The organism is Limnobacter sp. G6BE5S (assembly GCF_058448965.1).
Genome location: NZ_JBZFLM010000006.1, coordinates 112,080 through 137,855 on the forward strand (window position 1 = coordinate 112,080; position 25,776 = coordinate 137,855).

General features: G+C 53.6%; 19 protein-coding genes. 4 read left to right on the forward strand and 15 right to left on the reverse strand.

The window, feature by feature from the left end:
- Positions 1-7: 7 nt before the first annotated feature.
- The 7 genes from ACVL1J_RS12015 to ACVL1J_RS12045 all read right to left on the reverse strand — a co-directional run bounded on the left by ACVL1J_RS12015 (position 8) and on the right by ACVL1J_RS12045 (position 7,004).
- The gene (locus tag ACVL1J_RS12015; RefSeq protein ID WP_341236904.1) at positions 8-1,360 is read right to left on the reverse strand and encodes a phospholipase D-like domain-containing protein; all 1,353 of its coding nucleotides are present in this window, start codon (positions 1,358-1,360) and stop codon (positions 8-10) included.
- Positions 1,351-2,145 (reverse strand): endonuclease/exonuclease/phosphatase family protein, encoded by a 795-nt coding sequence (locus ACVL1J_RS12020; protein ID WP_159568989.1) that lies wholly within the window; start codon positions 2,143-2,145, stop codon positions 1,351-1,353. The genes ACVL1J_RS12015 and ACVL1J_RS12020 overlap by 10 nt, the downstream gene beginning before the upstream one ends.
- A gap of 204 nt (positions 2,146-2,349) precedes the next feature.
- Positions 2,350-2,859 (reverse strand): dihydroneopterin triphosphate diphosphatase, encoded by a 510-nt coding sequence (gene nudB / locus ACVL1J_RS12025; RefSeq protein ID WP_341236905.1) that lies wholly within the window; start codon positions 2,857-2,859, stop codon positions 2,350-2,352.
- 19 nt (positions 2,860-2,878) lie between these two features.
- Positions 2,879-4,684, reverse strand: coding sequence for an aspartate--tRNA ligase (gene aspS, locus ACVL1J_RS12030; RefSeq protein WP_341236906.1), 1,806 nt, complete (start codon positions 4,682-4,684; stop codon positions 2,879-2,881).
- 5 nt (positions 4,685-4,689) lie between these two features.
- Positions 4,690-5,382 (reverse strand): DUF502 domain-containing protein, encoded by a 693-nt coding sequence (locus ACVL1J_RS12035; RefSeq protein ID WP_341236907.1) that lies wholly within the window; start codon positions 5,380-5,382, stop codon positions 4,690-4,692.
- Positions 5,372-5,662, reverse strand: a complete 291-nt coding sequence (locus tag ACVL1J_RS12040; RefSeq protein ID WP_341236908.1) for an FmdB family zinc ribbon protein — start codon at positions 5,660-5,662, stop codon at positions 5,372-5,374. The genes ACVL1J_RS12035 and ACVL1J_RS12040 overlap by 11 nt, the downstream gene beginning before the upstream one ends.
- A 220-nt stretch (positions 5,663-5,882) precedes the next feature.
- Entirely contained in the window at positions 5,883-7,004 is a 1,122-nt protein-coding gene (locus ACVL1J_RS12045) for a fatty acid desaturase (protein WP_341236909.1), read from the reverse strand.
- Positions 7,005-7,118: 114 nt separating this feature from the next.
- Here ACVL1J_RS12045 and ACVL1J_RS12050 point away from each other — a divergent pair, with 114 nt between their 5' ends.
- Entirely contained in the window at positions 7,119-8,162 is a 1,044-nt protein-coding gene (locus ACVL1J_RS12050) for an AraC family transcriptional regulator (RefSeq protein WP_341236910.1), read from the forward strand.
- A gap of 124 nt (positions 8,163-8,286) precedes the next feature.
- Positions 8,287-10,329: an alpha/beta hydrolase gene (locus ACVL1J_RS12055; protein ID WP_341236911.1), complete on the forward strand. Its 2,043-nt coding sequence runs from the start codon at positions 8,287-8,289 to the stop codon at positions 10,327-10,329.
- Here ACVL1J_RS12055 and ACVL1J_RS12060 read toward each other — a convergent pair.
- The 4 genes from ACVL1J_RS12060 to ACVL1J_RS12075 all read right to left on the reverse strand — a co-directional run bounded on the left by ACVL1J_RS12060 (position 10,304) and on the right by ACVL1J_RS12075 (position 13,480).
- On the reverse strand, positions 10,304-10,804 hold the full coding sequence (locus ACVL1J_RS12060; RefSeq protein ID WP_341236912.1) for a DUF411 domain-containing protein: 501 nt from the start codon (positions 10,802-10,804) through the stop codon (positions 10,304-10,306). The genes ACVL1J_RS12055 and ACVL1J_RS12060 overlap by 26 nt on opposite strands.
- Before the next feature lie 4 nt (positions 10,805-10,808).
- On the reverse strand, positions 10,809-11,468 hold the full coding sequence (locus tag ACVL1J_RS12065; protein ID WP_341236913.1) for a fumarylacetoacetate hydrolase family protein: 660 nt from the start codon (positions 11,466-11,468) through the stop codon (positions 10,809-10,811).
- 157 nt (positions 11,469-11,625) lie between these two features.
- Positions 11,626-12,132, reverse strand: coding sequence for a single-stranded DNA-binding protein (gene ssb, locus ACVL1J_RS12070; RefSeq protein ID WP_341236914.1), 507 nt, complete (start codon positions 12,130-12,132; stop codon positions 11,626-11,628).
- A gap of 73 nt (positions 12,133-12,205) precedes the next feature.
- A complete protein-coding gene (locus ACVL1J_RS12075) occupies positions 12,206-13,480 on the reverse strand; it encodes an MFS transporter (protein ID WP_159568996.1) in 1,275 nt (424 codons plus the stop codon).
- Between the two features lie 102 nt (positions 13,481-13,582).
- On the opposite strand from ACVL1J_RS12075, the gene uvrA reads away from it, so the two are divergent.
- Together uvrA and ACVL1J_RS12085 are read left to right on the forward strand one after the other, a co-directional pair.
- Positions 13,583-16,477 (forward strand): excinuclease ABC subunit UvrA, encoded by a 2,895-nt coding sequence (gene uvrA, locus ACVL1J_RS12080; protein ID WP_341236915.1) that lies wholly within the window; start codon positions 13,583-13,585, stop codon positions 16,475-16,477.
- A gap of 59 nt (positions 16,478-16,536) precedes the next feature.
- Positions 16,537-17,439, forward strand: a complete 903-nt coding sequence (locus ACVL1J_RS12085; protein WP_341236916.1) for a mechanosensitive ion channel family protein — start codon at positions 16,537-16,539, stop codon at positions 17,437-17,439.
- A 90-nt stretch (positions 17,440-17,529) separates the two neighbouring features.
- Here the strand turns inward: ACVL1J_RS12085 and ACVL1J_RS12090 are convergent, their stop codons facing one another.
- The 4 genes from ACVL1J_RS12090 to ACVL1J_RS12105 all read right to left on the reverse strand — a co-directional run bounded on the left by ACVL1J_RS12090 (position 17,530) and on the right by ACVL1J_RS12105 (position 25,776).
- Positions 17,530-19,017, reverse strand: coding sequence for a glutamate synthase subunit beta (locus tag ACVL1J_RS12090; protein WP_341236917.1), 1,488 nt, complete (start codon positions 19,015-19,017; stop codon positions 17,530-17,532).
- A gap of 30 nt (positions 19,018-19,047) precedes the next feature.
- The gene (locus ACVL1J_RS12095; protein WP_491665351.1) at positions 19,048-23,772 is read right to left on the reverse strand and encodes a glutamate synthase-related protein; all 4,725 of its coding nucleotides are present in this window, start codon (positions 23,770-23,772) and stop codon (positions 19,048-19,050) included.
- Positions 23,773-23,928: 156 nt separating this feature from the next.
- The gene (locus ACVL1J_RS12100; protein WP_491665352.1) at positions 23,929-24,633 is read right to left on the reverse strand and encodes a transposase; all 705 of its coding nucleotides are present in this window, start codon (positions 24,631-24,633) and stop codon (positions 23,929-23,931) included.
- Positions 24,634-24,642: 9 nt separating this feature from the next.
- Positions 24,643-25,776, reverse strand: coding sequence for a deoxyguanosinetriphosphate triphosphohydrolase (locus ACVL1J_RS12105; protein ID WP_341236920.1), 1,134 nt, complete (start codon positions 25,774-25,776; stop codon positions 24,643-24,645).

Below are 25,776 nucleotides of genomic sequence, written 5' to 3' on the forward strand. Positions count from 1 at the left end.
TCAACAACTAATACCGGCTGCCAAAATCACCCAGGAAAACAGCCAAGAGCATTAATTTATAACACAGCCAACTGAACACCCTCTCTTTCAAGGGGCGCTGTGCGTGTTCATGGGCCTGAATTTCCCGGCTGTCATTTTGAATTGATTTCAGTAATTCTTCGCGCAGCGCGCTTGCAAATTCCCGGTTGTAAACAATCACGTTCGCTTCACGGGCAAACAAACAACTCAAAGGGTCCAGGTTGGACGAACCCACTGTGGCCCAGTTTGAATCCACCACCGCCACTTTGGCATGCAAAAAACCGGGCAAGTATTCATAAATGTCCACGCCAGCGGCCAACAAACTGGAATACAAACTTTGCGTGGCGTAATGCTGAAAGCGATACTCCACACGCCCTTGCAGCAACAATTGAACATGCACGCCCCGCGCACGCGCTGCGAGCAAGGCCTTGCGCATTTTACGACCGGGTAAGAAGTAAGCATTGCTGAGAATGACCGAACGTTGCGCATTGCCAATGGCTTGAACATAGGCGCGTTCGATTCGCCTGCGCAAACGGAAATTGTCGCGCACGGCCAGTTGGGCTTTCACTTTGCCAAGCGGTTTGGGTTTGGGCGTTGAGCGCTGGCGCGCCATGGTATCTTGCAACTGCTCCACCCGGTCTTTCCACCAGCTTGACCTAAAGGTATCGGTTACCCGTCCACCCGGACCAATTTGCAGCCACAACCACTCCATGTTGTGCCAAACGTCTTGCACCACAGGGCCTTGCAACTGCACGGCAAAGTCATAGCGTGGCCCCAGTGTTTCTTGATCCAGCAAATCAGTGTTTACCACCATGGCCTGTTCTCGCATTCCACCCGATGCGCCCCAAATCGGCTTTCTTTTCTGTTGCGCCCGCTCTGTGGCTCTTAACAGTTCGTCGCGTTCCCCTTCATGGTTCAAGTCATCAATCAGATTGATGCCGCCAACAAAAGCGATTTCGCTGTCAACCGCAATTATTTTTCGATGCATGCGGCGAAGCCGTTTCGGATTGAGCCTGAACGACATTCTTTCAGGCCGAAAAACGCGAACATGCACACCGTGCCGCTGTAAGTCGGGCACCCAGGTGCGTACGCCCTCTTGCCCACCAAAACCATCAAGCACCAAACGCACTTCGATGCCACGCGCTACCGCCCGGCACATGGCCTTGCAAAAAGCCTCGCCAATTGAATCGTTCGCAAAAATATAGGTTTCAATGCACACAGAATGTTTGGCACGCTCAATCGCATCAAGCGCACGCGGAAACAGCTGTTCACCCCCCACCAGCAATTCAACCGCATTGCCCTCCCGCTCGGGTGCGGCTGCTGGCAACAGGTTCAACACCATGCGCACTCCAGATCGACCACAAAAGGTGCATGGTCGGACAACTTGGCCCAAGCTGGCCCATGAAGCACCGTGGCCTCGTGCACGTTGAAGCCACGGGCAAATACACGGTCTAGCCCCAACACGGGGAAGCGACTGGGAAAACTGCCCACCCGGGCCAAGCGATTGTTTTTGTCCAAGGGCATGACTTCCTCGGCCTTCAAACCTTGCTGCAAAATTGGACCCAGGCGGCGCTGCCAGTCATTGAAGTCGCCTGCCACCACCAAGGGCATGCCCGCAGGTACATGGGTGCCCACATGTTCAATCAGCTTGCTCGCCTGCCGCACGCGGCTGCGGTACAACAACCCAAAATGCGCCACCATGGCGTGAATGGGGCCTGCGGGCGTTTTAACGCAGCAATGCAACAAACCGCGTTGCTCCAAACGATGATCGGACACATCCTGATTCAGCATCCACTCAATTTCGTATCGAGACAACAAAGCATTGCCATGATGCCCGTGCGAATACACGGCATTCATGCCATAGGCAGTGAAATATTGCTGACTTGCATGGCCCAGCAAATCATCGATGGCTGAAGGCGACTGGGCAAGAAACTCGTGCTGCCCACCCTCGGGCCAGTGTTCAAACTTGCCCGCATGCCGGTCGTGCCGACCTTGCACCTCTTGCAAAAACACCAGGTCGGCATCCATGGCATGGATTTGTTCACGCAAGGCATGAATGGTCAGGGCGGGTTTTCGCAGGCCCATGACCCCCTTGTGAATGTTGTAGGTCGCAATTCGAAGTCGCATTACATGCAATACCTAGAAAATAAATCAGTAAATTACCAAGTCAATTCAAGTCATGTCACAAACACAGGGTATTGCCCCCCAATTAGGGTTACCCCTAAACTCAGTGCGTAAATATTGAAACTCTTAAAGCAGTTTAAAACCGTTTCTTGCAGCAGCTATATACCGTATATGAAAAAAGGGGCCCTTCGCGGCTCCTTTGTATTTTCAGCTTCGCTTGCCTTGAAGCTTCTGGTTCAACTCGAGAATGGCTTGTGCATTGTTGGGTGAAAAGCACCGCTCTGCGGCCTCGTTTGCATTCAACCACGCATACCCCACATGTTCGTTTGCGGCCAGCCGGGGGATGAAACCATCGGGCACACAGGCCACAAACCAATGCTCAGTGTTGTGGGTCACACCTGCCGGGTAGCGGTGTCGCCAGTGCTCAAAAATTTCATACTGCAAGCTGTAAGGCCAAGGCCTGAGCAAACCAGGCTTGAGCAACTCGCCCGCATCAGCATCCAGCACCGTGGGAATTGCCGTGGGCGTGGCCTCAAAGCCGGTTTCTTCTGCCAGTTCACGCACTGCGGCTTGCAGCGGTGATTCATCCGGAAAATCCAGACTGCCGGTCACTGATTGCCAGTACCCGGCTTTGTCAGCCCGTTCAATCAATAAAAAATCCCCGCGAGGGCTGACCATCACGACCAGCACCGACACAGGGATTTTTTGACCGCTCAAAGTGCGCTGTCCTTGGTGATCAAGCCACGTTTTTGGGTTCGGCCTGACGCAGGCGAATGTGCAATTCACGCAACTGCTTTTCGTCCACAGGGCTTGGTGCCTGGGTCAACAAACACTGCGCGCGCTGCGTTTTCGGGAAAGCGATTACGTCACGAATGCTTTCTGCGCCACTCATCATGGTCACAATGCGATCCAGGCCAAACGCCAAACCACCGTGGGGTGGCGCACCGTATTGCAAGGCATCGAGCAAGAAACCAAACTTGGCTGCCGCTTCTTCTTCGGAAATATTCAAAGCACGGAACACCTTGCTTTGTACTTTTTCCTTGTGAATACGTACCGAGCCACCGCCCAATTCCCAACCGTTCAGCACCATGTCATAGGCCTTGGCAATGCACTTGCCGGGGTCCGTGGTCAGGTAGTCCTCGTGGCCGTCTTTCGGGCTGGTAAAGGGGTGGTGACACGCCACCCAGCGACCGGCTTCCTCATCCAGTTCGAACATCGGGAAGTCGATCACCCACAGTGGTTCCCACCGGCCTTGCACCAAGCCTACTTTCTGACCAAATTCGCTGTGACCAATCTTCAAGCGAAGGGCACCGATTGCGTCGTTCACCACTTTGGCTTTGTCGGCACCGAAGAACAGAATGTCGCCATCGGCGGCACCACTGCGCTTGAGCAATTCATTCAAGGCTGTGTCGTGAATGTTTTTCACGATGGGCGATTGCAGGCCGTCACGGCCCTTGGCCAATTCGTTCACCTTGATCCAGGCCAAGCCCTTCGCACCATAAATGCCCACAAACTTGGTGTAGTTGTCGATTTCAGAGCGAGGAATTTCAGCACCGCCCGGCACACGCAAGGCCACCACGCGGCCATTGTCCATATTGGCCGGGCCAGAGAACACCTTGAAATCCACATCCTTCATGATGTCGGTGAGCTCAGTGAATTCCATTTTTACGCGCAGGTCAGGTTTGTCTGAACCAAAACGCGCCATCGCTTCGCTGTAGGGCATCACGGGGAAGGGGTTTTGCAATTCCACATCCATGGTTTGCTTGAACACCTTGCGGATCATGTCCTCGAACAGGTCACGAATTTCCTGCTCACCAAGGAATGAAGTTTCGATGTCCACCTGGGTGAATTCAGGCTGACGATCTGCGCGCAAATCTTCATCACGGAAGCATTTGGTGATTTGGTAGTAACGGTCGTAACCCGCCACCATCAACATTTGCTTAAACAGCTGGGGCGACTGCGGCAAGGCAAAAAACTCGCCAGCGTGCACGCGTGAAGGCACAAGGTAATCGCGCGCGCCTTCAGGCGTGCTCTTGGTCAGCATGGGGGTTTCAATATCAACAAAACCCTGTGCGTCAAGGTGGTTGCGAATGGCCATGGCCACTTTGTAACGCAGCATCAGGTTTTTCTGCATTTGCGGGCGACGCAAATCGAGAACTCGGTGCGTAAGGCGCGTGGTCTCTGAAAGATTTTCGTCGTCGAGCTGGAAAGGAGGAGTCACTGATGCATTCAGAATTTCCAGTCCCTTGCACAACAGTTCCACAGCGCCGCTTTTCAGGTTGCTGTTCTCAGTGCCTTCAGGGCGGGCGCGCACCAAACCTTCCACACGCACACAAAATTCGTTGCGCAGGGTTTCTGCGGTCGCAAATACCTCAGCCAGGTCGGGATCGCACACCACCTGTACCAAACCCTCACGGTCACGCAGATCAATAAAAATAACACCGCCGTGGTCTCGACGACGTTGCACCCAGCCACACAGGGCAATGGTTTGGCCCAAGTAGGCCTGTGACACATTGCCACAATAGTCAGTACGCATTTTCATGAATGTCAGTCTTGTTTAATGGGTTGATCCAACACGTCGTCCGAAGGTGTTACCACCCCCAGCGACACAATGTACTTCAAGGCCTCGTCCACAGACAAACCGGACGGGCGCAATAGTTTTTCGGGCACCATGATCACGTATCCCGAGGCGGGGCTGGGCGATGTGGGCACATAAACCGACACCAGCGGGCCTTGATCATTCAGGTTTTCAAGCAGGCTGGGCGGCGGTGTTCCGGTCACGAACCCCAACGCCCAAACTCCGGGGTGCGGATACGGCACCAGCACCGAACGGGTAAATGCCTTGCCAGACGAGCTTAACAGCGTATCGGACACCTGTTTCACGCTGTTGTACACGATTTTGAACAAGGGAATGCGCGACAACACCCAATCCCCGGCCTTGAACAGCCAAGCACCAAAATAATTGGCTGCCAGTACGCCTGTGCCCAACAACACAGCCAGGGTCAGAATGACACCCAAACCCGGAATGTGCACACCCAGCCAAACCCTGGGGTGCAGCGCATCGGGCAACAGCATCAGGGTTTGATCCATTAAACCCACCACCAGAGCCAACACCCACAGGGTGATGCCCAAGGGCACCCAGATCAACAAACCTGTCAGCAGGTATTTTTTGATGATGTCTGAGTTCAAGACCCGTTCAGGCAGCTTGGCCGACGACTTGGTTGTGGTCTTAGCTGGCATCTGTACTGGGCGCCGTGGTTGAGGGCGGGCTGGTGCTTGGTGTCGCAGCCGCAGCAGACGCACCACTTGTTGGGCCAGCGGCCGACGATGCACCGCTGCCCCCCCTGAAGTCAGTCACATACCACCCCGAGCCTTTCAATTGAAAGCCTGCTGCAGTCACCTGCTTTGCAAAACTGCTTTGACCACAACTTGGACACTGGGTCAAAGGTGCATCGCTCAGTTTTTGCAACACGTCTTTTTCGAAGCTACACGCTTCACAGCGATACGCATAAATTGGCATTTCTGCTACACCCGCAAATACAAACGAAAAACCCCCCATTATAAGATGGAAGGCAGAAGAACTCCAACACCATGAATTTCAAAGACAAAAAAAGAGCGCTTTCCTTTCGAAAAGCGCCCTTCGTGTCGACGGAGTAGGCTGCCCCAATAAGAATTCAGCCAATGACACTAGAACTACGCCGCCCCCCTCTAGCAAAGGGCGGTTTTGGATCAACAGGCTCTTAAGCGGCCTGGTATCCTGCCTCTTGTTGACCCTGCTCCTTGACGGACCAGCGATTGGCCCGTTTAAAGGTGCCCAGGTCGTTGAATCGAACGCCGTTTTCACGCATGACTTCATGGCCCTTCTTGGCAGTCATTTGACGGATGTAGAAGGGATCTCGCACTACAAAGTGGTGAATACCGTGAGTCGAGCCAAAGTTGAAACAGAACAGGTGGGGGATAATGAACCACTTGCTGTTCAGCACCTGGCACTGCTGTACGAAGTTACCGTCTTCAATGTCACCGAAATAGTGCATGTTCGAGCTGATGAAGTTGATCGAGAACGAACGCAACAGGTTGGGGGCGAAAATCAGCACAGCAACCGTATTCGCTGTGGCCACCAGTTCAGGCGTTACAAACGCGGGCCAAGGTACGCTGTAACCAACCGCCCAGGCCGCCGCTTCCACTGCCCAGTAAGCCACGTAGGCGTGCCAGCCAATGTAAAAAATCGAAGCCAGCGGGAAGTTACCAATCGCACCGCGCATCAATGCCTTCAAACGCAAGTGCTTGGGCACCTTCATGATGCGCAACACCACGCTCAGCTCCAAATCCAGCATCATCAACAAACGCAGGGGGGTGAAACGCTCGCCGTTGGTAATGGCACGCTCTTCCAGATCGGTTTCTGTGCCGGAGTGTTTGTGGTGGTGCAGGTGCAAGTGGCGGCGCAACCAGGGGTTGATGGTGCTGGGGCGGCAAATCCATACCAAAGCCATCATCAAGTTGTGCATGAACTTGTTCTTGCGGAAATACATGTAGTGGATCAGGTCATGTTCCAATTCATGCGTGAAACTCAGGAAAATCGCAATCACAGGAATAGTTACATACCAGGCCAGCACGCCCTCCAGGTATGCCCAGCCTGTCAGCACGGCACCGCCCATGGAGAACAACAAAATGGCCATGCCGATGGCGTCTTGATGTCGCAAAATCGGGTACTTGGCGCGAATTCGATCGCCTTCCGCAAGCACCGCAGTCTTGATTGCGGCAATGCGCTTTTGATCTTGCGCATTGATGTTGTTCTGCTTGATTCGTGAACCACCTTCGGCTTTTGCCGGCTGGCTCATCAGCTTTTCACTCAAACTTGACATACTCTTGCCTCTTTCTGTTTTGGCTTTTCGTGATTGAAGTATGCTTGGAGTTGTGCAGTAAAGCTTGTTCTGAAACGCCAAGCCCATGACTTTCGACGCCAAAATAAGCACTCAATGACCAACAAAGTGACCAGTAAAGCGTCCAACCTACCCGGCAACACGCCAACGGCCCTAGCCAGTTGGATGCGCGGCCTTGCCCGCGAAATTGAACATCAAGGCTGCGATGCGCATGCCCTGTTTAGCGAGGCTGGGTTGGACTTTGATCTGTTGGACTCGCCTGAGGCCCGCTACCCCGTGCCCCAAACCACCCTGCTTTGGCAAAAAGCAGTGGCCCTTACTGGCGACGAAACACTGGGCATCAAGGCCATTCGACACATTACCCCGGCCACGTTTCATGCCGTGGGCTTGAGTGTCATGGCCAGCGAAACCCTGGAACAGGCTTTTGGTCGCATGCGCCGATTTGTCGACCTGGTCACTGATGCCAGCGAAATTGAGCTGCTCAGCACTGAACGCGAATTTGTTGTCGAATTGAAACTTAAAGATGATACACAACCCGCGCACCAATCGACCGATGGGTTTTTGTGCCTGCTGGCCAATGCAGGCAAAGGATTGGGCGACGCAAGCCTGGTACCGCTGCGTGTTGAACTAAGCCGCCCCGCACCCCAAGCGGGCAACCTGGACTTTTTTGAGAAAAGCTTTGCAGCACCACTGACGTTTGGCTGCAACACCATGCGGATTGTGTATGAACTCACCATGGTGCGTACCCGGCTTAAAGGCGCCAACACCTTGATTGCAGAACACCTGGACCAAGCCAGCCAAGCCGCAATCGACAGACTGAAACCCGCAAACAGTGTGAGCAGAAAATTACGTGACTGGGTCGCTAACCACCTGCCCCAAGGTGCACCCAGTATTGAAGACGCAGCCACCTACATGAACATGAGTGCCCGGAACCTGCAACGCAAGCTGGCGGACGAAGGCACCAACCTGGCGGGGATTGTGGATGAAATCAGGCAAAGCGAAGCCACGCGCCGCCTGAAACAAAGCGGGGATTCTTTGACCGCCATCGCGCTGGACCTTGGCTTTTCCGATGCGTCTGCGTTCAGCCGGGCCTGCAAACGCTGGTTTGGCAAAAGCCCCAGCGATATGCGCGAGAGATAGTTAATATTCTTAGAGTCTCGCACCTACAAGCAAGGCACAGGTTTTGCACCGCAACAAAAGTAAATCTGATGAATGCCAAGTCTTACCGACGGCAACTTGATTACTTTTGATTGGAGTTGGTGCAATGCTAAGTAATAAACCCACACGATTCTCTATTTCCTGCGCACTTGTTGTGCCCCTTGCACTGAGTGGGCTGATTGCATTTGGTGCAGCAAGCAGCAATTTACAACAGCAGGATATTGCACCCAGTGTACGCGAACAAGCCGGGGCCTCACGTGTGTCTGAACCCCTGGATTATCGATCCTCACAGATCATCGTTACAGATCCCGAAGGCATTGCCTACAACGCAGACGTGAATGCACTGGTGCGCTACCCACTGGACGGAGATGGGCCCTTTCCAGTGGTGCTTTATTTGCATGGCCGCCACGTAACCTGCAGCTATTTGGGTAACGAGTTTTTAAGTACTGGCGAATGCGATCTTGAATTACCCAGAGTGCTGGGCCAGCCAGTAAACGTGATCAAGTCGGTGGACAGCTACAAGGGATATGACTACATGGCCAGAAATTTGGCTGCACATGGCTATGTAGTGGTGTCGATTAACGCCAACGATGTAAATGACAAAGATTTGGCAGGTGATGCCGGAGTTCAAGCTCGGTCTGAATTGATTCTGCATCACCTCGACATACTCCGAGAAATCAATGAAACCGGTTTTTACAGCAAGTTGGATCAACCTTACTTGTTTGCCAGTCTTCGTGGAAAAATTGACATGACCAAAGTGGGCTTAATGGGCCACTCTCGAGGTGGTCAAGGTGTAACCCATGTGCTAAGCGTCAATCAAGCGCGAGGACCGACGATTGAAGTGGGTGAATTAAGGCCCGCTGGTAGTACATTTAATCAACCACACAACATTCGTGCCGTTTTTGCTTTGGCTCCCACGAATTTTGACTTCATCAATGCGCCAAATACAACTTTCGCAGTGTTGCTACCTTATTGCGACGGTGACGTATCCAACCTTCAAGGTGCATTCATGTATGACGAAAGTCGCAACCTGGAAGAGACAACTCCCAGCAGAAAGTTCCAGCTTGTAGCCATGGGTGCAAACCACAATTTTTACAACACCACGTGGTCTGGAGACGATTATTCCAATCAAGACCCCTGGTGTAGCAGCAACGCTGAAAATAGCGGCCGTGACGATCCCATTGATCAGCGCCGCCATGGTGAATTTTTGATGTCCTCCTTCTTTCGTCATTTTCTCGGAAACGAGACAATCTTCTCGTCATACTGGTCGGGTATGGCCAGTCTTCCGGCCGATGCATGCCCAGTGCAGTCGACAAACTCAGGGCAACGCTGCGACGATCGAGTTCATCTAAGCATTCAAACCCCGAAACAACAACGCTTGGAAATAGACAACACCAGCACATCCCTATCACTGACAATGAATCAGTTGGGTGGCGCGAACAGCACAAGCGACGCAGACCGTTTTGAATTTTGTTCAACAAGAAATGACTCGGGCAGTGTGAATTCCACGGGCTGTCCAAGTGTTCGCACCTGGGCAACCAGTGGGCAACTGTATCTAGAGTCAGACAACAGTGAATCGCAGTTCAAAACGATCCTTAATGATTTGGATGTAACTGCTTACGATAGTCTTACTTTTCGGGTTGGCATACCGGTAAAAACCTCCGAGAACAACCCATTGACCTCTGCACCCGAGATGCACGCAATCCTGACCGACACTTTTGGGCAAAGTGCGGCAATCGAAATTTCCAGTTATTCGAACGCCTTGTATCTTCCACCTGGCGACCCACTGAATACTGAAGGCGCCAAAACATTGTTGAACATGGTTCGTTTACCACTGGCCAGCTTTCAAGGTGTGAACTTTGAACATTTGGCATCTCTGGAATTGGTTCACATCGGCCCCACCCAATTACAACTGACAGATTTTCAATTCCAGGCATTGGCCGGCGAGCTGAAGCTTGCCAACACAGACACGGAAAACCCAACCGACTTGGAACCGAGCGAAAACAATATGGCAGAAACGGCCTCTTTCCTCGATGGTCAATCAGGTGGTGGCGGTTCAACTACGCTGCCTGGTCTGGCAGTCTTGGCATTGATGTTGAGTGCATTCAAACGCAAAAGAACGGTTAATTGCGTGCGCTGTAATGATTGAATGAACGGACTTCGCCTTGATTACTCACCAGCAACACGTCGTATTCGGCGCGTTTGCTGGGGTAATCTGGGTGTTCCATGCCGGGCGAACCTATGGGCATGGCGGGCACCGACAACCCCACCACATTGGCAGGCTTCTCGACCAACAGTTTTTTGATGTCATCTGCTGGCACATGGCCCTCGATGGCGTAGCCCGCAATTTTGGCGCTGTGGCAACTGCCGTATTGCTGCGGCATGCCCAAAGCTGCCCGGAAAGAATCCGTGTTTTGTACATCATTCACCTTCACGGTAAAGCCATTTTCTTCCAGGTGCTCAACCCACTCCGAGCAGCAACCACAGGTGGGTGTTTTCCACACCTCGACAAAGTTATCGCCTTGCTGGGCAACCTCAGCAGGCTTGTCGCTGCATGCCGCAATGACGACGGAACAACTCACCAGCAGTGCGCCCAACAAATAATTGGTTCGAAATTTTTGCATTGAATCAGTCCACGTTAAATTCTGTATCTATAAGACCCGGCAGCACCAATCGAGCCAAATCGCCGGTTTTTAGAGCCCCAACGCCCTCAGGAGTTCCGGTAAAAATCAGATCCCCCTCCTGCAAGGTAAACACCTGGCTTAAATAACGCACAATGAATGGAATCGGAAACAACATTTTTCGCACATCGCCGTGCTGCCGAATTTGCCCATTCAAATGCATTTGAAACTCAATATTATGGGGATGCTCAATGTGCTCGGCAGGAACAAACTGGGTCACCGTGGCCGCACAATCAAAACCCTTGGCGACCGCCCAAGGTAACCCACCTTGCTTGGCTTTGCTCTGCAAATCACGGGCAGTCAAATCCAGCCCCAGACCATAGCCCGCAATGTGTTTCAAGGCTTTGTCCTCTGCAATGTTTTTTCCGCCTTGCCCCACCAGCAAAACCAATTCTGCCTCGTAGTGAACATCGCTGGAATGCGCAGGCAACACGATCGGCGTACCGGGCGGGTGCAGGGCCGAGGTGGGCTTGATAAACACCACCGGGTCTTCTTCAGGGCGATTGCCCAGTTCTGCAATGTGTGCCGCGTAATTGCGACCAATACAAAAAATATTGCGAACCTGGACGGCTTTGGCTTGCTGGGCAAGCAGGGTAATGTGGGGCATCAGGTGTCCTTAAAACGAAATCGATGAGTTTGATATTGCCCTAAGCTGACACAATGTGCACTTCGGTTAAATACCTGCTTCTTTCAGGGAAGGCCTGAAACGAAAAAAGCCTGTAACTATTAAAGTCACAGGCTTTTCTCGCGTGCCGGGTATTCAGTTAAAACGGAATATCGTCATCCAGATCAGCAACACTTTGTGGGGCTGAGCGCTGAGGCGCTGGCGCGGAAGAGCGCATGCTGCTGCCACCCGAGCTGCGGCTTGGTGCGGGCGACTGATCAAAGTCATCCCCACCACTCATGGACGAACCACCGCCGCCACCACCGCCGCTTTCACGGCCGCCGAGCAATTGCATTTGGTCTGCAATAATTTCAGTGGTGTATTTGTCCACACCCGACTGATCTTGCCACTTGCGGGTTTTCAAACGACCCTCGATGTACACAGAACGGCCTTTCTTGCAGTATTCGCCGGCAATTTCAGCCAAGCGACCATAAATGACCACGCGGTGCCATTCAGTTTCTTCGCGCTTTTCGCCCGTATTTTTGTCTTTCCAATTGCTGGAAGTGGCCAATGCAAGATTCACAACGGCGCCGCCGTCGGGCAAATAGCGCACGTCGGGATCTTTACCCAAATTACCGACCAGAATTACCTTGTTTACTGAGGCCATGGAATGAATTGCTCCTTAGATTCTTGAAATATGTCTTGAAATGCGCCCCGAAGGGACTGCAGTAATTGGGCTATTAGTGGCTTGCCGGGTTGCCCACCGGCTCACTGACTGGTGCAACACTTGCTGAGCGTGGCGGCAAGGCTTTGATACCCATCGCCAATAAGAACCACACCACGACCAACAGCAACACACCCTCGAATACGCCCTGTGCACCCAAGTGACGAAATACCAAACCACCCAGTGCGCCACCGGCGAAAAGCCCAAGCGCTTGAGAAGTATTATATACACCCAATGCCAAACCCCGGTGACTGAGGGGTGCCACTCGTGACACCCACGAGGGAAGGGTAGCCTCGAGCAAATTGAAACCCACAAAGTAGGCCAACAACAGCAAAACCACCACCCAGCCTTGCTGTGCAAATAGCACGAGGCCAAGTAGCACCAAGCCCATCAGCCCGATTGAACCCAGTTTGACCTGCTTGGTTTTGGCTTTTTTTTCTGACCAAACCATCAATGGCACCATCAGCACGAACGAGCCCAGCACCACGGGCAGGTAAACCTTCCAGTGTTCAGCCAAAGGCAAACCCAAACCGCTGAGCAGCAAACTGGGCACCACGACAAACAGGGACATTTGGGTCAAGTGCAGGGTAAAAATACCCAGGTTCAAACGCAACAGGTCGGGTTTGGTCAGTACCGCCCAACCGTCAGCAAAACTGCCCTTGAGTTTCGCTTCCTGGTCGGCCAAATTCGGCGTGGGCAGCAGCCAAATCACAACGGCAATTCCAAAAATACTGAGCACGCCCGTGATGGCAAAAAGACCGCTCAATCCAAAAAACTTGTACAACACCGGTGAGAACACCAATGACAAGGCAAATGTAACGCCAATTGATGCGCCGATCATGGCCATGCCTTTGGAGCGCACTTCGTCACGGGTCACGTCGGCCAACAAAGCCGACAAGGCCGCTGAAATGGCGCCAGCCCCTTGCAGGGCCCTTGCCCACACCAGTTGCTCGACCGTTTCGGCCACATAACCCAGCCAGCAACCCGCCGCAAACAGCAACAAGCCACCGATGATAATCGGCTTTCTGCCCAGTTTGTCTGAGGCCCAACCCAGCGGAATTTGCATACAGGCCTGCGCCAGGCCGTAAATACCCATGGCAAAACCCACCAGGCTTAAATTGTCACCACCGGGCATGCCTGCCGCGTGCAGGGAAAAAACCGGCAAAATCATGAACATGCCAAACATGCGCAAGGCATAAATGCTGGCCAGCCACCCAGCGGCTTTTCGCTCGGCAGGCAACATTTTGAATGCGTCGGGGGCTGCGGTACGGCTCACGGTCTTGCGGCTCATGTGTGATTGAAATTCAAGGGCTTGAACTACCCGTGCGGATGTGTTGATCCAGGAAACCGTCTATAGTATCAGGTTGGCCGCTGATTCCATTTGTTGTACCGCATGAACTCCATTCGCATTCGTGGCGCTAGAACCCACAACCTGAAAAACATTTCGCTCGACCTGCCCCGCGATTCGCTCGTGGTGCTGACCGGGCTGTCCGGCTCGGGCAAATCCAGCCTGGCTTTCGACACCCTGTATGCCGAAGGCCAACGCCGTTACGTCGAAAGTTTGTCGGCCTATGCACGCCAGTTCTTGCAGCTAATGGAAAAACCCGATGTGGACTTGATCGAAGGGCTGTCACCTGCCATTTCCATCGAGCAAAAGGCCACCAGCCACAATCCGCGTTCCACTGTGGGCACGGTGACTGAAATTCACGATTACCTGCGCCTGTTGTTTGCCCGTGCGGGCACGCCGCGTTGCCCCGAGCACGACATGGAACTGAGCGTGCAAACTGTGTCGGAAATGGTCGACACGGTATTGGGCTGGCCCGAAGAAGCACGCATCATGATTTTGGCGCCCGTGTTGAACCAGCGCAAAGGCGAGCATGTCGATTTGCTCAACGACCTGCGCGCACAAGGCTTTGTGCGTATTCGGCTGAAGAAAGGCCCCCAGGACGCACCGGAAATTCTGGAACTGGACAAGCTGCCCCCGCTGGACAAGCACCACAAACACAACCTGGATGTGGTGGTCGACCGTTTGAAAGTGCGCGTGGACGCCCGCCAGCGTTTGGCAGAAAGTTTTGAAACAGCACTGCGCCTAAGCGACGGCAAGGCCGTGGCCGTGAACCTGGACACCAACACCGAAACCGTGTTTTCCAGCAAGTTTGCCTGCCCGGTGTGCGACTACAGCTTGACCGAGCTTGAACCCCGTTTGTTCTCGTTCAACAACCCGGCAGGTGCCTGCCCCGTTTGCGATGGCTTGGGTCACGAAACTTTTTTCGATCCGCTGCGTGTGGTGGCTCACCCCGATATTTCACTGGCTGCTGGCGCGATCAGCGGCTGGGATCGCCGCAATGCACTTTACTACCAGATGATTCAAAGCCTGGCGGCGCATTACGGCTTTGACCCGGAATCGGCCTGGAATGAATTGCCTGACGATGTTCAACAGGTGGTGTTGTATGGTTCGGGCAGTGAACAAATTACGTTTACTTACTTAAGCGAACGCAGCAAACCAGTTGCAAAAACCCATGCCTTCGAAGGCATATTGCCGAACCTGACCCGCCGCCACCGCGACACCGATTCCTCCGCTGTGCGAGATGAACTCGGTAAATTAATGGCCGTGCGCAGTTGCCAAGCCTGCCAGGGTTCGCGCCTGAAAACCGGTGCACGCCATGTGTTCATTGGCGAGCATGATCACCGCAAGGCCTTGCACCAGGTCACTGAATTGCCCATTCACAAGGCACTCAGCTATTTCGAGTCCATGCAAATGCATGGTGCAAAAGGACAAATCGCCGAAAAAATTGTGGTGGAAATCAAGGCACGCTTGCAGTTCCTGAATGATGTCGGACTGAACTACCTCACGCTGAACCGCAGTGCGGATACGCTGAGCGGCGGAGAAAGCCAACGCATTCGATTGGCCAGTCAAATTGGTTCTGGCCTTACCGGCGTGATGTATGTGCTGGACGAGCCTTCCATTGGCTTGCATCAGCGCGACAATGACCGTCTGATTCAAACCCTGTTGCGCCTTAAAAATTTGGGCAACACCGTGCTGGTCGTAGAACACGACGAGGACGCAATTCGCTGTGCCGATTACGTGGTCGACATGGGCCCGGGTGCCGGTGAGCATGGCGGGCAAGTGGTTGCACAAGGCACACCTGCTGAAATTTTGGCAAGCCCGGAATCGCTGACCGGCCAGTATTTAAATGGTAAACGAAAAATTGAACGCTTAAGCCCACTACGCAAGCCCGACCCAGCGCGCGCACTGACCATTCACAACGCCACTGGCAACAATTTGAAAGACGTCACTGCCAATATTCCGGTGGGTTTGTTTGTGTGTGTCACTGGTGTTTCAGGTTCGGGCAAGTCAACGCTGATCAACGACACCTTGCTGGCTGAGGCTGCGCACCAGCTAAACCGTGCGCACAGGGAAGGCGCACCGCACAGCCACATCAGCGGGCTTGAGCATTTCGACAAAGTCATTGCCGTGGACCAAAGCCCGATTGGCCGCACACCACGCAGCAACCCAGCTACCTACACGGGTTTGTTCACACCGATTCGTGAGTTGTTCGCCGGCGTGCCCGCATCGCGTGAGCGCGGATACGACGTGGGCCGCTTTTCATTCAATGTGAAAGGTGGTCGCTGTGAGGCCTGTCAGGGCGACGGCGTGGTGAAAGTGGAAATGCACTTTCTACCCGACCTGTACGTGCCTTGCGACGTGTGCCACGGCAAACGCTATAACCGCGAAACACTTGAAATTTTGTACCGCGGAAAAAGTATTGCCGAGGTGCTGGAACTGACCGTTGAACAGGCACTGGAAGTATTTTCTGCTGTGCCCAATATTGCACGCAAACTGCAAACCCTGATTGATGTGGGCTTGGGTTATATACGCCTTGGGCAATCTGCCACCACACTTTCCGGCGGTGAAGCACAGCGTGTGAAGTTGTCGCTTGAATTGTCGAAACGAGACACAGGCAAAACGCTTTACATTCTCGATGAGCCAACCACCGGCCTGCACTTTCACGACATTGCCATGCTGCTGAAAGTATTGAACCCACTGGTGGAACAGGGCAACACTGTGCTGGTGATCGAACACAACCTGGATGTGATCAAGTGTGCCGATTGGGTACTGGACATGGGGCCGGAAGGTGGTGACAACGGTGGCATGTTAATCGCCGAGGGCACGCCCATGGACATTGCGAAGAATACAAACAGTCACACCGGGAAATTTTTGGCACGCTTTTACAACGACGAAGCCGAACCCACCAAGCCCACTCGAAAGACCACGCGGAGCGCCTGAAGAAAACCGAAAAAGCAAGTCATGTACAATAGGGAGTTCTTTCAAGCAGTGGGAGCACCATGAACGAACAACTCGAAACCCTATTCAAATACATCGAACCAGCCAAACTGCTGGACCTCGGACTTCAAGCCACCAAATTCATTCTGGTCATCATCGTTGCACTAATCGTGCTGCGATTGGTTAAAGCCGCCATTGACCGGGTGGGCAAACGCATGCAAAACCGTAGCTCCACACTAGATGATCAAAAACGAGTTGAAACCCTGACACGCGTTTTGAAGTACGTGTCCAATGTGGTCATCTTGCTCTTGGGCTCACTGATTGCGCTGGGCACCATCGGCATTTCAATTGCCCCAGTGCTGGCCGCAGCGGGTGTGGTGGGCTTGGCCGTTGGTTTTGGTGCACAAAGTTTGGTGAAAGATTATTTCACGGGTGTTGTGCTGTTGATCGAGAACCAGATTCGCGCAGGCGACTTCATTGAGGTCGGCGGGAAAAGCGGCACCGTGGAAAACGTGACCTTGCGCTACGTTCGCATGCGCGATGCACACGGCAATGTGCACTTTGTGCCCAATGGTCAAATTGATTCAGTCACCAACTCCACCATGGACTTTGCCTATGCTGTTGTTGATATTGGAATCGCCTACAAGGAAGATGTGGAAGGTGCCATTCAAGTGATGCAGAAAGTGGGCACTGAATTGGCTGAAGACAAAGAATGGGGCGTCAAAATTACCGAACCCATGGCAACTTTCGGCGTTCAGGAGTTAGCTGATTCTGCGGTAATTGTTCGCGTTCGGTTCAAAACCACACCGGGCGATCAATGGGGCGTGCGCCGCGAATACAACAAACGCATCAAAGCGGCGTTTGACAATGTGGGCATTGAAATTCCATTTCCACATGTCACGATGTACCCTGGTGCAGGCGTGGAAATTGGTGGTTCAACAACCCCCCAGATTTCATCGAACTAAGAAAATCGTCAGGACTCAATACGGTCCAGAAAACAAAAAGCCGCTGATCGAAATCAGCGGCTTTTTTTTGGCCTTCCAACAAACAGCAAATTAACGTGGAAGTACGGTGGCGCCCATCAGGAACTCGTCCACTTCACGTGCAGCCTGACGGCCTTCGCGAATGGCCCACACCACCAAAGACTGACCACGGCGCATGTCACCAGCAGCGTAAACTTTGTCAACATTGGTGCGGTAGCAGCCTTCACCATCGGTGGTGGCTTTGGCGTTACCACGGTTGTCTTTCTCAACACCGAAAGCATCAAGAATACTTTTCGCGGGGTTGGTAAAGCCCATGGCAAACAACACCAAATCGGCCTCGACCATGAACTCTGAACCTGCAATTTCCTGCATCTTCATTTGGCCGGTGGCCTCGTCTTTCACCCATTCAACCTTGGCACACTTGGCTGCTTTCACATTGCCTTTGCCATCGTCGATGAATTCTTTGGTGGTCACCGCCCAGTCACGTGCCACACCTTCTTCGTGTGAAGACGATGTGCGCATTTTCATGGGCCAGTAAGGCCAAACCAAAGGCTTGTTTTCTTCTTCGGGTGGCTGGGGCATCAATTCAATTTGGGTAACCTGCTTGGCACCGTGGCGGTTGGATGTACCCACGCAATCGGAACCCGTATCGCCACCACCAATCACGAGCACGCTTTTCTTCGTGGCCATGATTTGGTCTTTCAATTTGTCACCGGCATTGACACGGTTTTGCAGTGGCAAAAATTCCATTGCAAAGTGAACGCCGTTCAACTGACGACCCGGAATTGGCAAGTCGCGGGGCACCTCTGAACCACCAGTCAAAATCACGGCGTCAAACTGTGCCATCAATTCTTTCGGGGTAATGGTTTCGCGGGCCAGGTTGGTGATGCCACCCTCTGCCAGTTTTTCGCCCACAAACACACCCGTTTTGAACGCAACGCCTTCGGCCTGCATTTGCTCAACGCGACGATCAATGTGGAATTTTTCCATTTTGAAGTCAGGGATGCCATAACGCAGCAAACCACCAATGCGGTCGTTCTTTTCGAACACGGTGACATCGTGGCCGACACGTGCCAGCTGCTGCGCAGCCGCCATGCCTGCGGGGCCTGAACCCACTACCGCCACTTTCTTGCCGGTTTTTTGGGCGGGTGCTTGTGGCACAACCCAGTTGTTTTCCCAGCCCTTGTCGATAATGGCGTGCTCAATACTTTTGATACCCACCGGTTCTTCGTGAATACCCAGTGTGCAAGCCGCTTCACAGGGAGCCGGGCAAATGCGGCCCGTGAACTCGGGGAAGTTGTTGGTGCTGTGCAGGGTGTGCAACGCCGCTTTCCAGTCTTGCTTGTAAACAAGATCGTTGAAGTCGGGAATGATGTTGTTCACTGGGCAGCCGTTGTTACAAAACGGAATGCCGCAATCCATACAACGCGCGCCTTGAATTTTGGCTTCGTCGTCGTTCAGCGTAATAACAAATTCTTTGTAGTGTTTGACGCGTTTTTCAGGGGCCTCACTGGCTTCCTTCAAACGCTCAAATTCCATAAATCCTGTGACCTTTCCCATTTTTCTAAATCCTCGTTAACAGGTTGGTTCTCAAGCAGCCACTGCAGGTTTTTCCTGCGCTACCACATACAGTTCTTTCAAGGCGCGACGGTATTCGGTCGGGAACACTTTCACAAACTTCTTGCGCTCTGTGCCCCAGTTTTCCAGAATTTCCTTGGCGCGTTCGCTGCCGGTGTAACGGGCGTGGCGTTCAATCAGTCCTTTCAGAATCACTTCGTCTGGCTGACGGTCTGCGCCCCGTGCCGGGCTGTGCCAAATTTCACGGTTGCTCAAGGCTTCCTGCTCAGTCGCGGACACCACCTCTTCCAGCTCAACCTGTGCCATGTTGCAGCGCTTGGAGAACAGGCCATCGATGTCGTACACGTAGGCCATGCCACCACTCATGCCAGCGGCAAAGTTGCGGCCGGTTTCACCCAGCACAACCACAGTACCGCCTGTCATGTATTCGCAACCATGGTCACCAGTGCCCTCAATCACGGCAGCTGCGCCTGAATTGCGAACCGCGAAACGCTCGCCGGCCACGCCGCTCAGGAATGCTTCACCTGCAATGGCGCCGTACAACACGGTGTTACCCACGATCATGTTTTCTTCAGACAGGCCGCGGAAATCGTTGGTGGGGCGCACAATAATGCGACCACCGCTCAGGCCCTTGCCCACATAGTCGTTGCCTTCACCCACCAGGTCAGCCGTTACGCCATGTGCCAAAAAAGCACCGAAGGATTGACCAGCCGTGCCAGTGAACTGAATGTGGATGGTGTCGTCGGGCAAACCAGCGTGGCCGTACTTCTTGGCCACTTCGCCTGACAACATGGCACCGGCTGTGCGGTTCACGTTCTTGATCGGTGTAATGAAGGAAACGCGCTCGCCTTTGTCCAAAGCTGGCTTGGCCAACTGAATCAGTTTCTGGTCCAGTGCCTTGTCCAAACCGTGGTCTTGGCCGCCAGTGTGCAACAGGGGCTCTGTGGTGCCTTCCGGTACCCACAGCAAGCGGCTGAAGTCCAGACCCTTGGCTTTCCAGTGTGAAATTCCTTTTTTCATGTCGAGCAAGTTGGCGCGACCAATCAGGTCGTCGAACTTGCGAATGCCCAACTGCGCCATGATTTCGCGCACTTCATTGGCCACGAAGAAGAAATAGTTCACCACGTGCTCGGGCTTGCCAGTGAACTTCTTGCGAAGTTCGGGGTTTTGAGTGGCAACACCCACGGGGCAGGTGTTCAAGTGGCATTTGCGCATCATGATGCAGCCTTCAACCACCAGCGGTGCGGTGGCAAAGCCGAATTCATCTGCACCCAACATGGCACCAATCACCACGTCGCGGCCGGTTTTCATCTGGCCATCGACCTGCACGCGAATACGACCACGCAAGCCGTTCAACACCAATGTTTGCTGTGTTTCAGCCAAGCCCAGTTCCCAGTTGGTACCTGCATGCTTGATTGAAGACACGGGCGATGCACCTGTGCCGCCGTCTTGACCGGCAATTACCAGGTGGTCGGCCTTGGCCTTGGACACACCGGCAGCAATGGTACCCACACCCACTTCAGACACCAGCTTCACCGAGATAGAGGCTTGTGCATTCACGTTTTTCAGGTCGTGAATCAGCTGGGCCAAATCTTCAATGGAATAAATGTCGTGGTGCGGGGGCGGCGAAATCAAGCCAACGCCAGGCACGGAATAACGCAACTTGCCGATGTAATCGGACACCTTGCCGCCAGGCAGTTGACCGCCCTCACCGGGCTTGGCACCTTGGGCCATCTTGATCTGGATTTGATCAGCAGAAGTCAGATATTCAGCGGTGACGCCAAAACGACCAGAAGCCACCTGCTTAATGCGTGAGCGCAGTGAATCGCCTTTCTTCAAGGGGAAGTCAGCAACCACTACATCACCCAACTCGCTTTTCAGTGTTGCGCCCTCAGCAATCGGACCGGTGCCTGGGCCAAACTTGTCCAGGCCAGCACGCAGTTCGGCACTGTAACGCTTCTCGTCTTCACCACCTTCACCGGTGTTGCTCTTGCCGCCGATGCGGTTCATGGCAACAGCCAGTGTGGAGTGGGCTTCAGTCGAGATGGAACCCAGTGACATGGCGCCGGTTGCAAAGCGCTTGACGATTTCCTCAACCGCTTCCACTTCTTCAATTGGAATGGCTTTTGAAGGGTCGATCTTGAATTCAAACAACCCGCGCAAAGTCATATGACGCTTGCTTTGGTCGTTGATGATCTGCGCGTACTCTTTGTAAGTGTTGTAGGTGCCGCTGCGTGTGGCGTGCTGCAATTTTGCAATTGCATCGGGCGTCCACATGTGCTCTTCACCGCGGGTACGCCAGGCGTATTCACCACCTGCATCCAAAGCGCCAGCCAACACGGGGTCAGGGCTGAATGCGGCTTGGTGTACACGAATGGCTTCTTCAGCCACTTCAAATACGCCAATGCCTTCCACCTTGGTGGGAGTACCTGCAAAGTAAGCATCAATAAAGGCTTGGTTCAAACCCACCGCTTCAAAAATTTGCGCGCCGGTATAACTCATGTAAGTGGAAATGCCCATTTTGGACATCACTTTCATCAGCCCCTTGCCCACCGCCTTGATGTAGTTGTATTCCGCCTTTTCGGGGCTCAGGTCACCGGGCAAGCCCAGACTCATCTCGGCAATGGTTTCCATCGCCAAATAGGGGTGCACAGCTTCAGCACCATAACCCGCCAACAAGGCGAAATGGTGTGTTTCGCGGGCAGAACCCGTTTCAACGACCAAACCGGTACTGGTTCGCAAGCCCACTTTCACCAGGTGCTGGTGAATGGCAGACACCGCCAACAGCGCAGGAATGGCCACGTTGTCACGGTTCATCATGCGGTCGGTAATAATCAACACGTTGACACCTTGCTTCACGGCGTCACGGGCTTCGGCGCACAGGGAAGCGATGCGCGCTTCAACGCCTTCCTTGCCCCAGGCAACGGGGTAGCAAATGTTCAATTCATGGCTGGTGAATTTGCCACCGGTAAAGGCCTCAATATTGCGAAGCTTCGCCATGTCCTTGGAAGTCAGCACCGGCTGTGACACTTCAAGACGCATGGGCGGGTTGATGTTATTCAGGTCCAGCAGGTTGGGCTTGGGTCCGATAAAGCTGTTCAAGCTCATGACCAGGTTTTCGCGGATCGGGTCGATCGGCGGGTTGGTTACCTGGGCGAACAACTGCTTGAAGTAGTTGTACAGTGGCTTGAGCTTGTTGGACATCACGGCCAATGGGCTGTCGTTGCCCATGGAACCGGTGGCTTCTTCGCCGTTTTGCAGCATGGGCGCCATCAGGAATTTCAGGTCTTCCTGGGTGTAACCAAAAGCCTGTTGGCGATCCAGCAAGGTTTCAAGCGGCTCGATTGGCTCAGGTTGACCTTCCACTTCATCGAGCTTCACACGGATGGTGTCGATCCACTGCTTGTAAGGCTTGGCTGCGCTGAGCTGGTTCTTCAACTCGTCGTCGTCAATAATGCGACCGGCTTCCATGTCGATCAGGAACATCTTGCCGGGCTGCAGGCGCCACTTCTTCACGATCTTGCTTTCTGGAATGGGCAATGTGCCTGATTCAGAAGCCATCACCACCAAGTCGTCTTCAGTCACGATGTAGCGGGCCGGGCGCAAGCCATTGCGGTCAAGCGTGGCTCCGATCTGCTTGCCATCGGTGAAAGCCATGGCGGCGGGGCCGTCCCAGGGTTCCATCATGGCTGCATGGTATTCGTAGAAGGCACGACGGTTGTCGTCCATCAGGGTGTGCTGTTCCCAGGCTTCCGGCACCATCATCATCATGGCTTGGGCAATCGGGTAGCCGGCCATCACCAACAGTTCCAGACAGTTGTCGAAACAGGCGGTGTCAGATTGACCTTCGAAAATCAAGGGGTACAACTTCTGCAGATCGTCGCCCAACACGGCGCTTTTCATCACGCCTTCGCGTGCACGCATCCAGTTGAAGTTGCCCTTCACGGTGTTAATCTCACCGTTGTGGGCCAACATGCGGTAAGGGTGAGCCAACGGCCACTCGGGGAATGTGTTGGTGGAGAAGCGCTGGTGAACCAGTGCCAATGCAGACACGCAACGTGGGTCTTTCAAGTCAAGATAATACTCACCAACCTGGTTGGCCAGCAACAAACCCTTGTACACAATGGTACGGGCGCTCATGGAAGGGCTGAAGTACTCAGTGCCGTGCGCCAGGTTCAGGTTCTTGATGGCGTGCACAGCGCGCTTGCGAATCACATACAGTTTACGTTCCAGCGCGTCGGTCACCATGATGTCGCGGCCACGACCTACAAACACCTGGCGAATCACGGGTTCTTTCAAACGCACGGTGGGGCTCATGGGCATGTCGGCATTAATTGGCACATCGCGCCAACCCAGCAACACCTGACCTTCTGCTTTCACGGCACGCTCAATTTCCTGCTCGCAGGCAATGCGTGAAGCAGTTTCTTTGGGGAGGAACAACATGCCCACGCCATATTCACCAGCGGGTGGCAGGGTCACACCTTGCTTGGACATTTCTTCGCGGAAGAAGGCATCGGGAATTTGAATCAGGATACCGGCCCCATCGCCCATCAAGGGGTCGGCACCTACGGCGCCACGGTGATCCAGGTTTTCCAGAATCTTCAAGCCGCCCGCAATGATGTCGTGCGTGCGCTTGCCTTTGATGTGCGCCACAAAACCAACGCCACAGGCGTCGTGTTCATTGCTGGCGGAGTACATGCCTTTTTCTTCGGCAATCTTTCGGATGTCTTGTTGCATGGAAAAGCCCCTGATTTCGGTACGTGGGACACTTTACTGCAGCGCGGCAAGATTCTCAAGAAAAATAAAAGGGGTCTGACCCCATTTTAAGCACCCCATCAAAATTAGGGCCTAAAAATTAGGGACATACCAGTTAAATTCATGTGTTTCGTGCACCTAGTCGGTGCTCTTCTTTTTTAAAACTGGGCGGCCACGAGGCCGAGGTCGAACCGAACGATTCGCAAGCTCTTGAATTTGCACACAGAAAGCATCATCGCTCCAAAGCCAACCTTTTTGCAAGCAGCGGGATAAGGCCTGGCAATCGCGCTCACTCAAACCCTGCTCACTGAACTGTCGGTATCGACTTTGGCGCTCAAATGGCGTGTTGCCCAGCTGCCAGTACACGGGCAAATCGATCAACCAGGCCTCGTTCACCACCCCAGCGTGGGCTGCAAAACTACTCCAGGGGTAAGTGGCCAAATCGGGCGCACCCGCCGCACGGGCTGCCAACTGCTCAACAAACAGGCACGCTTTCAGGCTATGCAAACCGGGTTGCACCACCGTGGACTTAAAACGAGGCTCCCACAGCGCACTGGAATGTACGGTTTGCACCTGACGCACGGCCGGCGAAAAATGACGATTCAGATTTTGGACAAACCGCCCCGCCCTGGGGGCCTCCGACGTGCTGATCATGATCAGCGCACCGGCAGGCACCATACAATAGGCATGAATGGCCACTTCTTCCTCAGCAGCACTCAATGGCAACTGGGTATAAAACAGCGAAAAAGCCTCGCGGGTATTGAATACTTCCTGACCTGCAATGCCCTGCAACTCCAGCACCATGGGGCAGTCAGGAATGAACAGGCGGGCTTGTCGAGCCATCGTGATGAATTACTGAACACCAGGCACGGTGAGGCGCTGGTGCTCTTTCATGGCATAGCGGTCGGTCATGCCAGCAATGTAATCGGCAATGGCGCGGGGAATGTCGTCCTCAGAGCGGCGATAAAACTGGGGTGGCAACAAGCGCGGATCGTCCATGAAAATCTGGAACAGCTCCTCCACCACGCGCCGCGCTTTCAATGTGGCCCGTAATACTTGATAGTGCTGGTAAAGTGCCTTGCGCAAGAAGACTTTCAGCTCATGATTGAGTTCCGCCATTTCGCTGCTAAAACCAATCAGCTTGTCCGCCAGTTGCACGTCAGCCACACAGGTGGGTTTCATGGTTTCAATCCGACGTTCGGATTCATGCAACAGGTCTTGAACCAGTGCATTGATAATGCCCCGCACGGTTTCATGAATCAGCCTGCGCCCTTCCAGGTTGGGGTGCCGGGCCTTAACCCGGTCCAGGTGTATTTTAAACAGGCGCACTTCGGCTGTTTGTTCCAGCGTGATCAAGCCCGAACGCAATCCATCGTCAATGTCGTGGTTGTTGTAGGCAATTTCATCGGCCAGGTTGGTCACTTGTGCTTCAAGCACGGGGCGGCGATTGCTTAAAAAACGATCGGCCACCTCGCCCAGCTTTTCAGCGTTGGGCTTTGAGCAGTGCTTCAAAATACTTTCGCGGGTTTCAAAGCACAAATTCAAGCCAGTGAAACTTGCATACTTTTCTTCCAGCTCATCCACAACCCGCAGGCTTTGCAGGTTGTGCTCGAAACCACCATGCGTGGCCATGCATTCATTGAGCGCATCCTGACCCGCATGACCAAACGGTGTGTGGCCCAAATCATGGGCCAGCGCCACCGCCTCGGTCAGTTCTTCATTCAAACCAAGATTTCGGGAAATGCTACGCGCAATTTGTGCCACTTCCAGGCTATGTGTAAGGCGGGTTCGGTACAGATCACCTTCGGTATTCACAAACACCTGGGTTTTGTACTCCAGGCGGCGAAAAGCAGCACTGTGAATAATTCGGTCACGGTCGCGTTCGAACTCGGTGCGTCCTTCCGGGCTTTTTTCGGGATGCAATCGGCCACGGGTGTTTGTGGAGCTGACGGCATAAGGGGCCAGGCTGAGTTCGAAGTTGCGCAC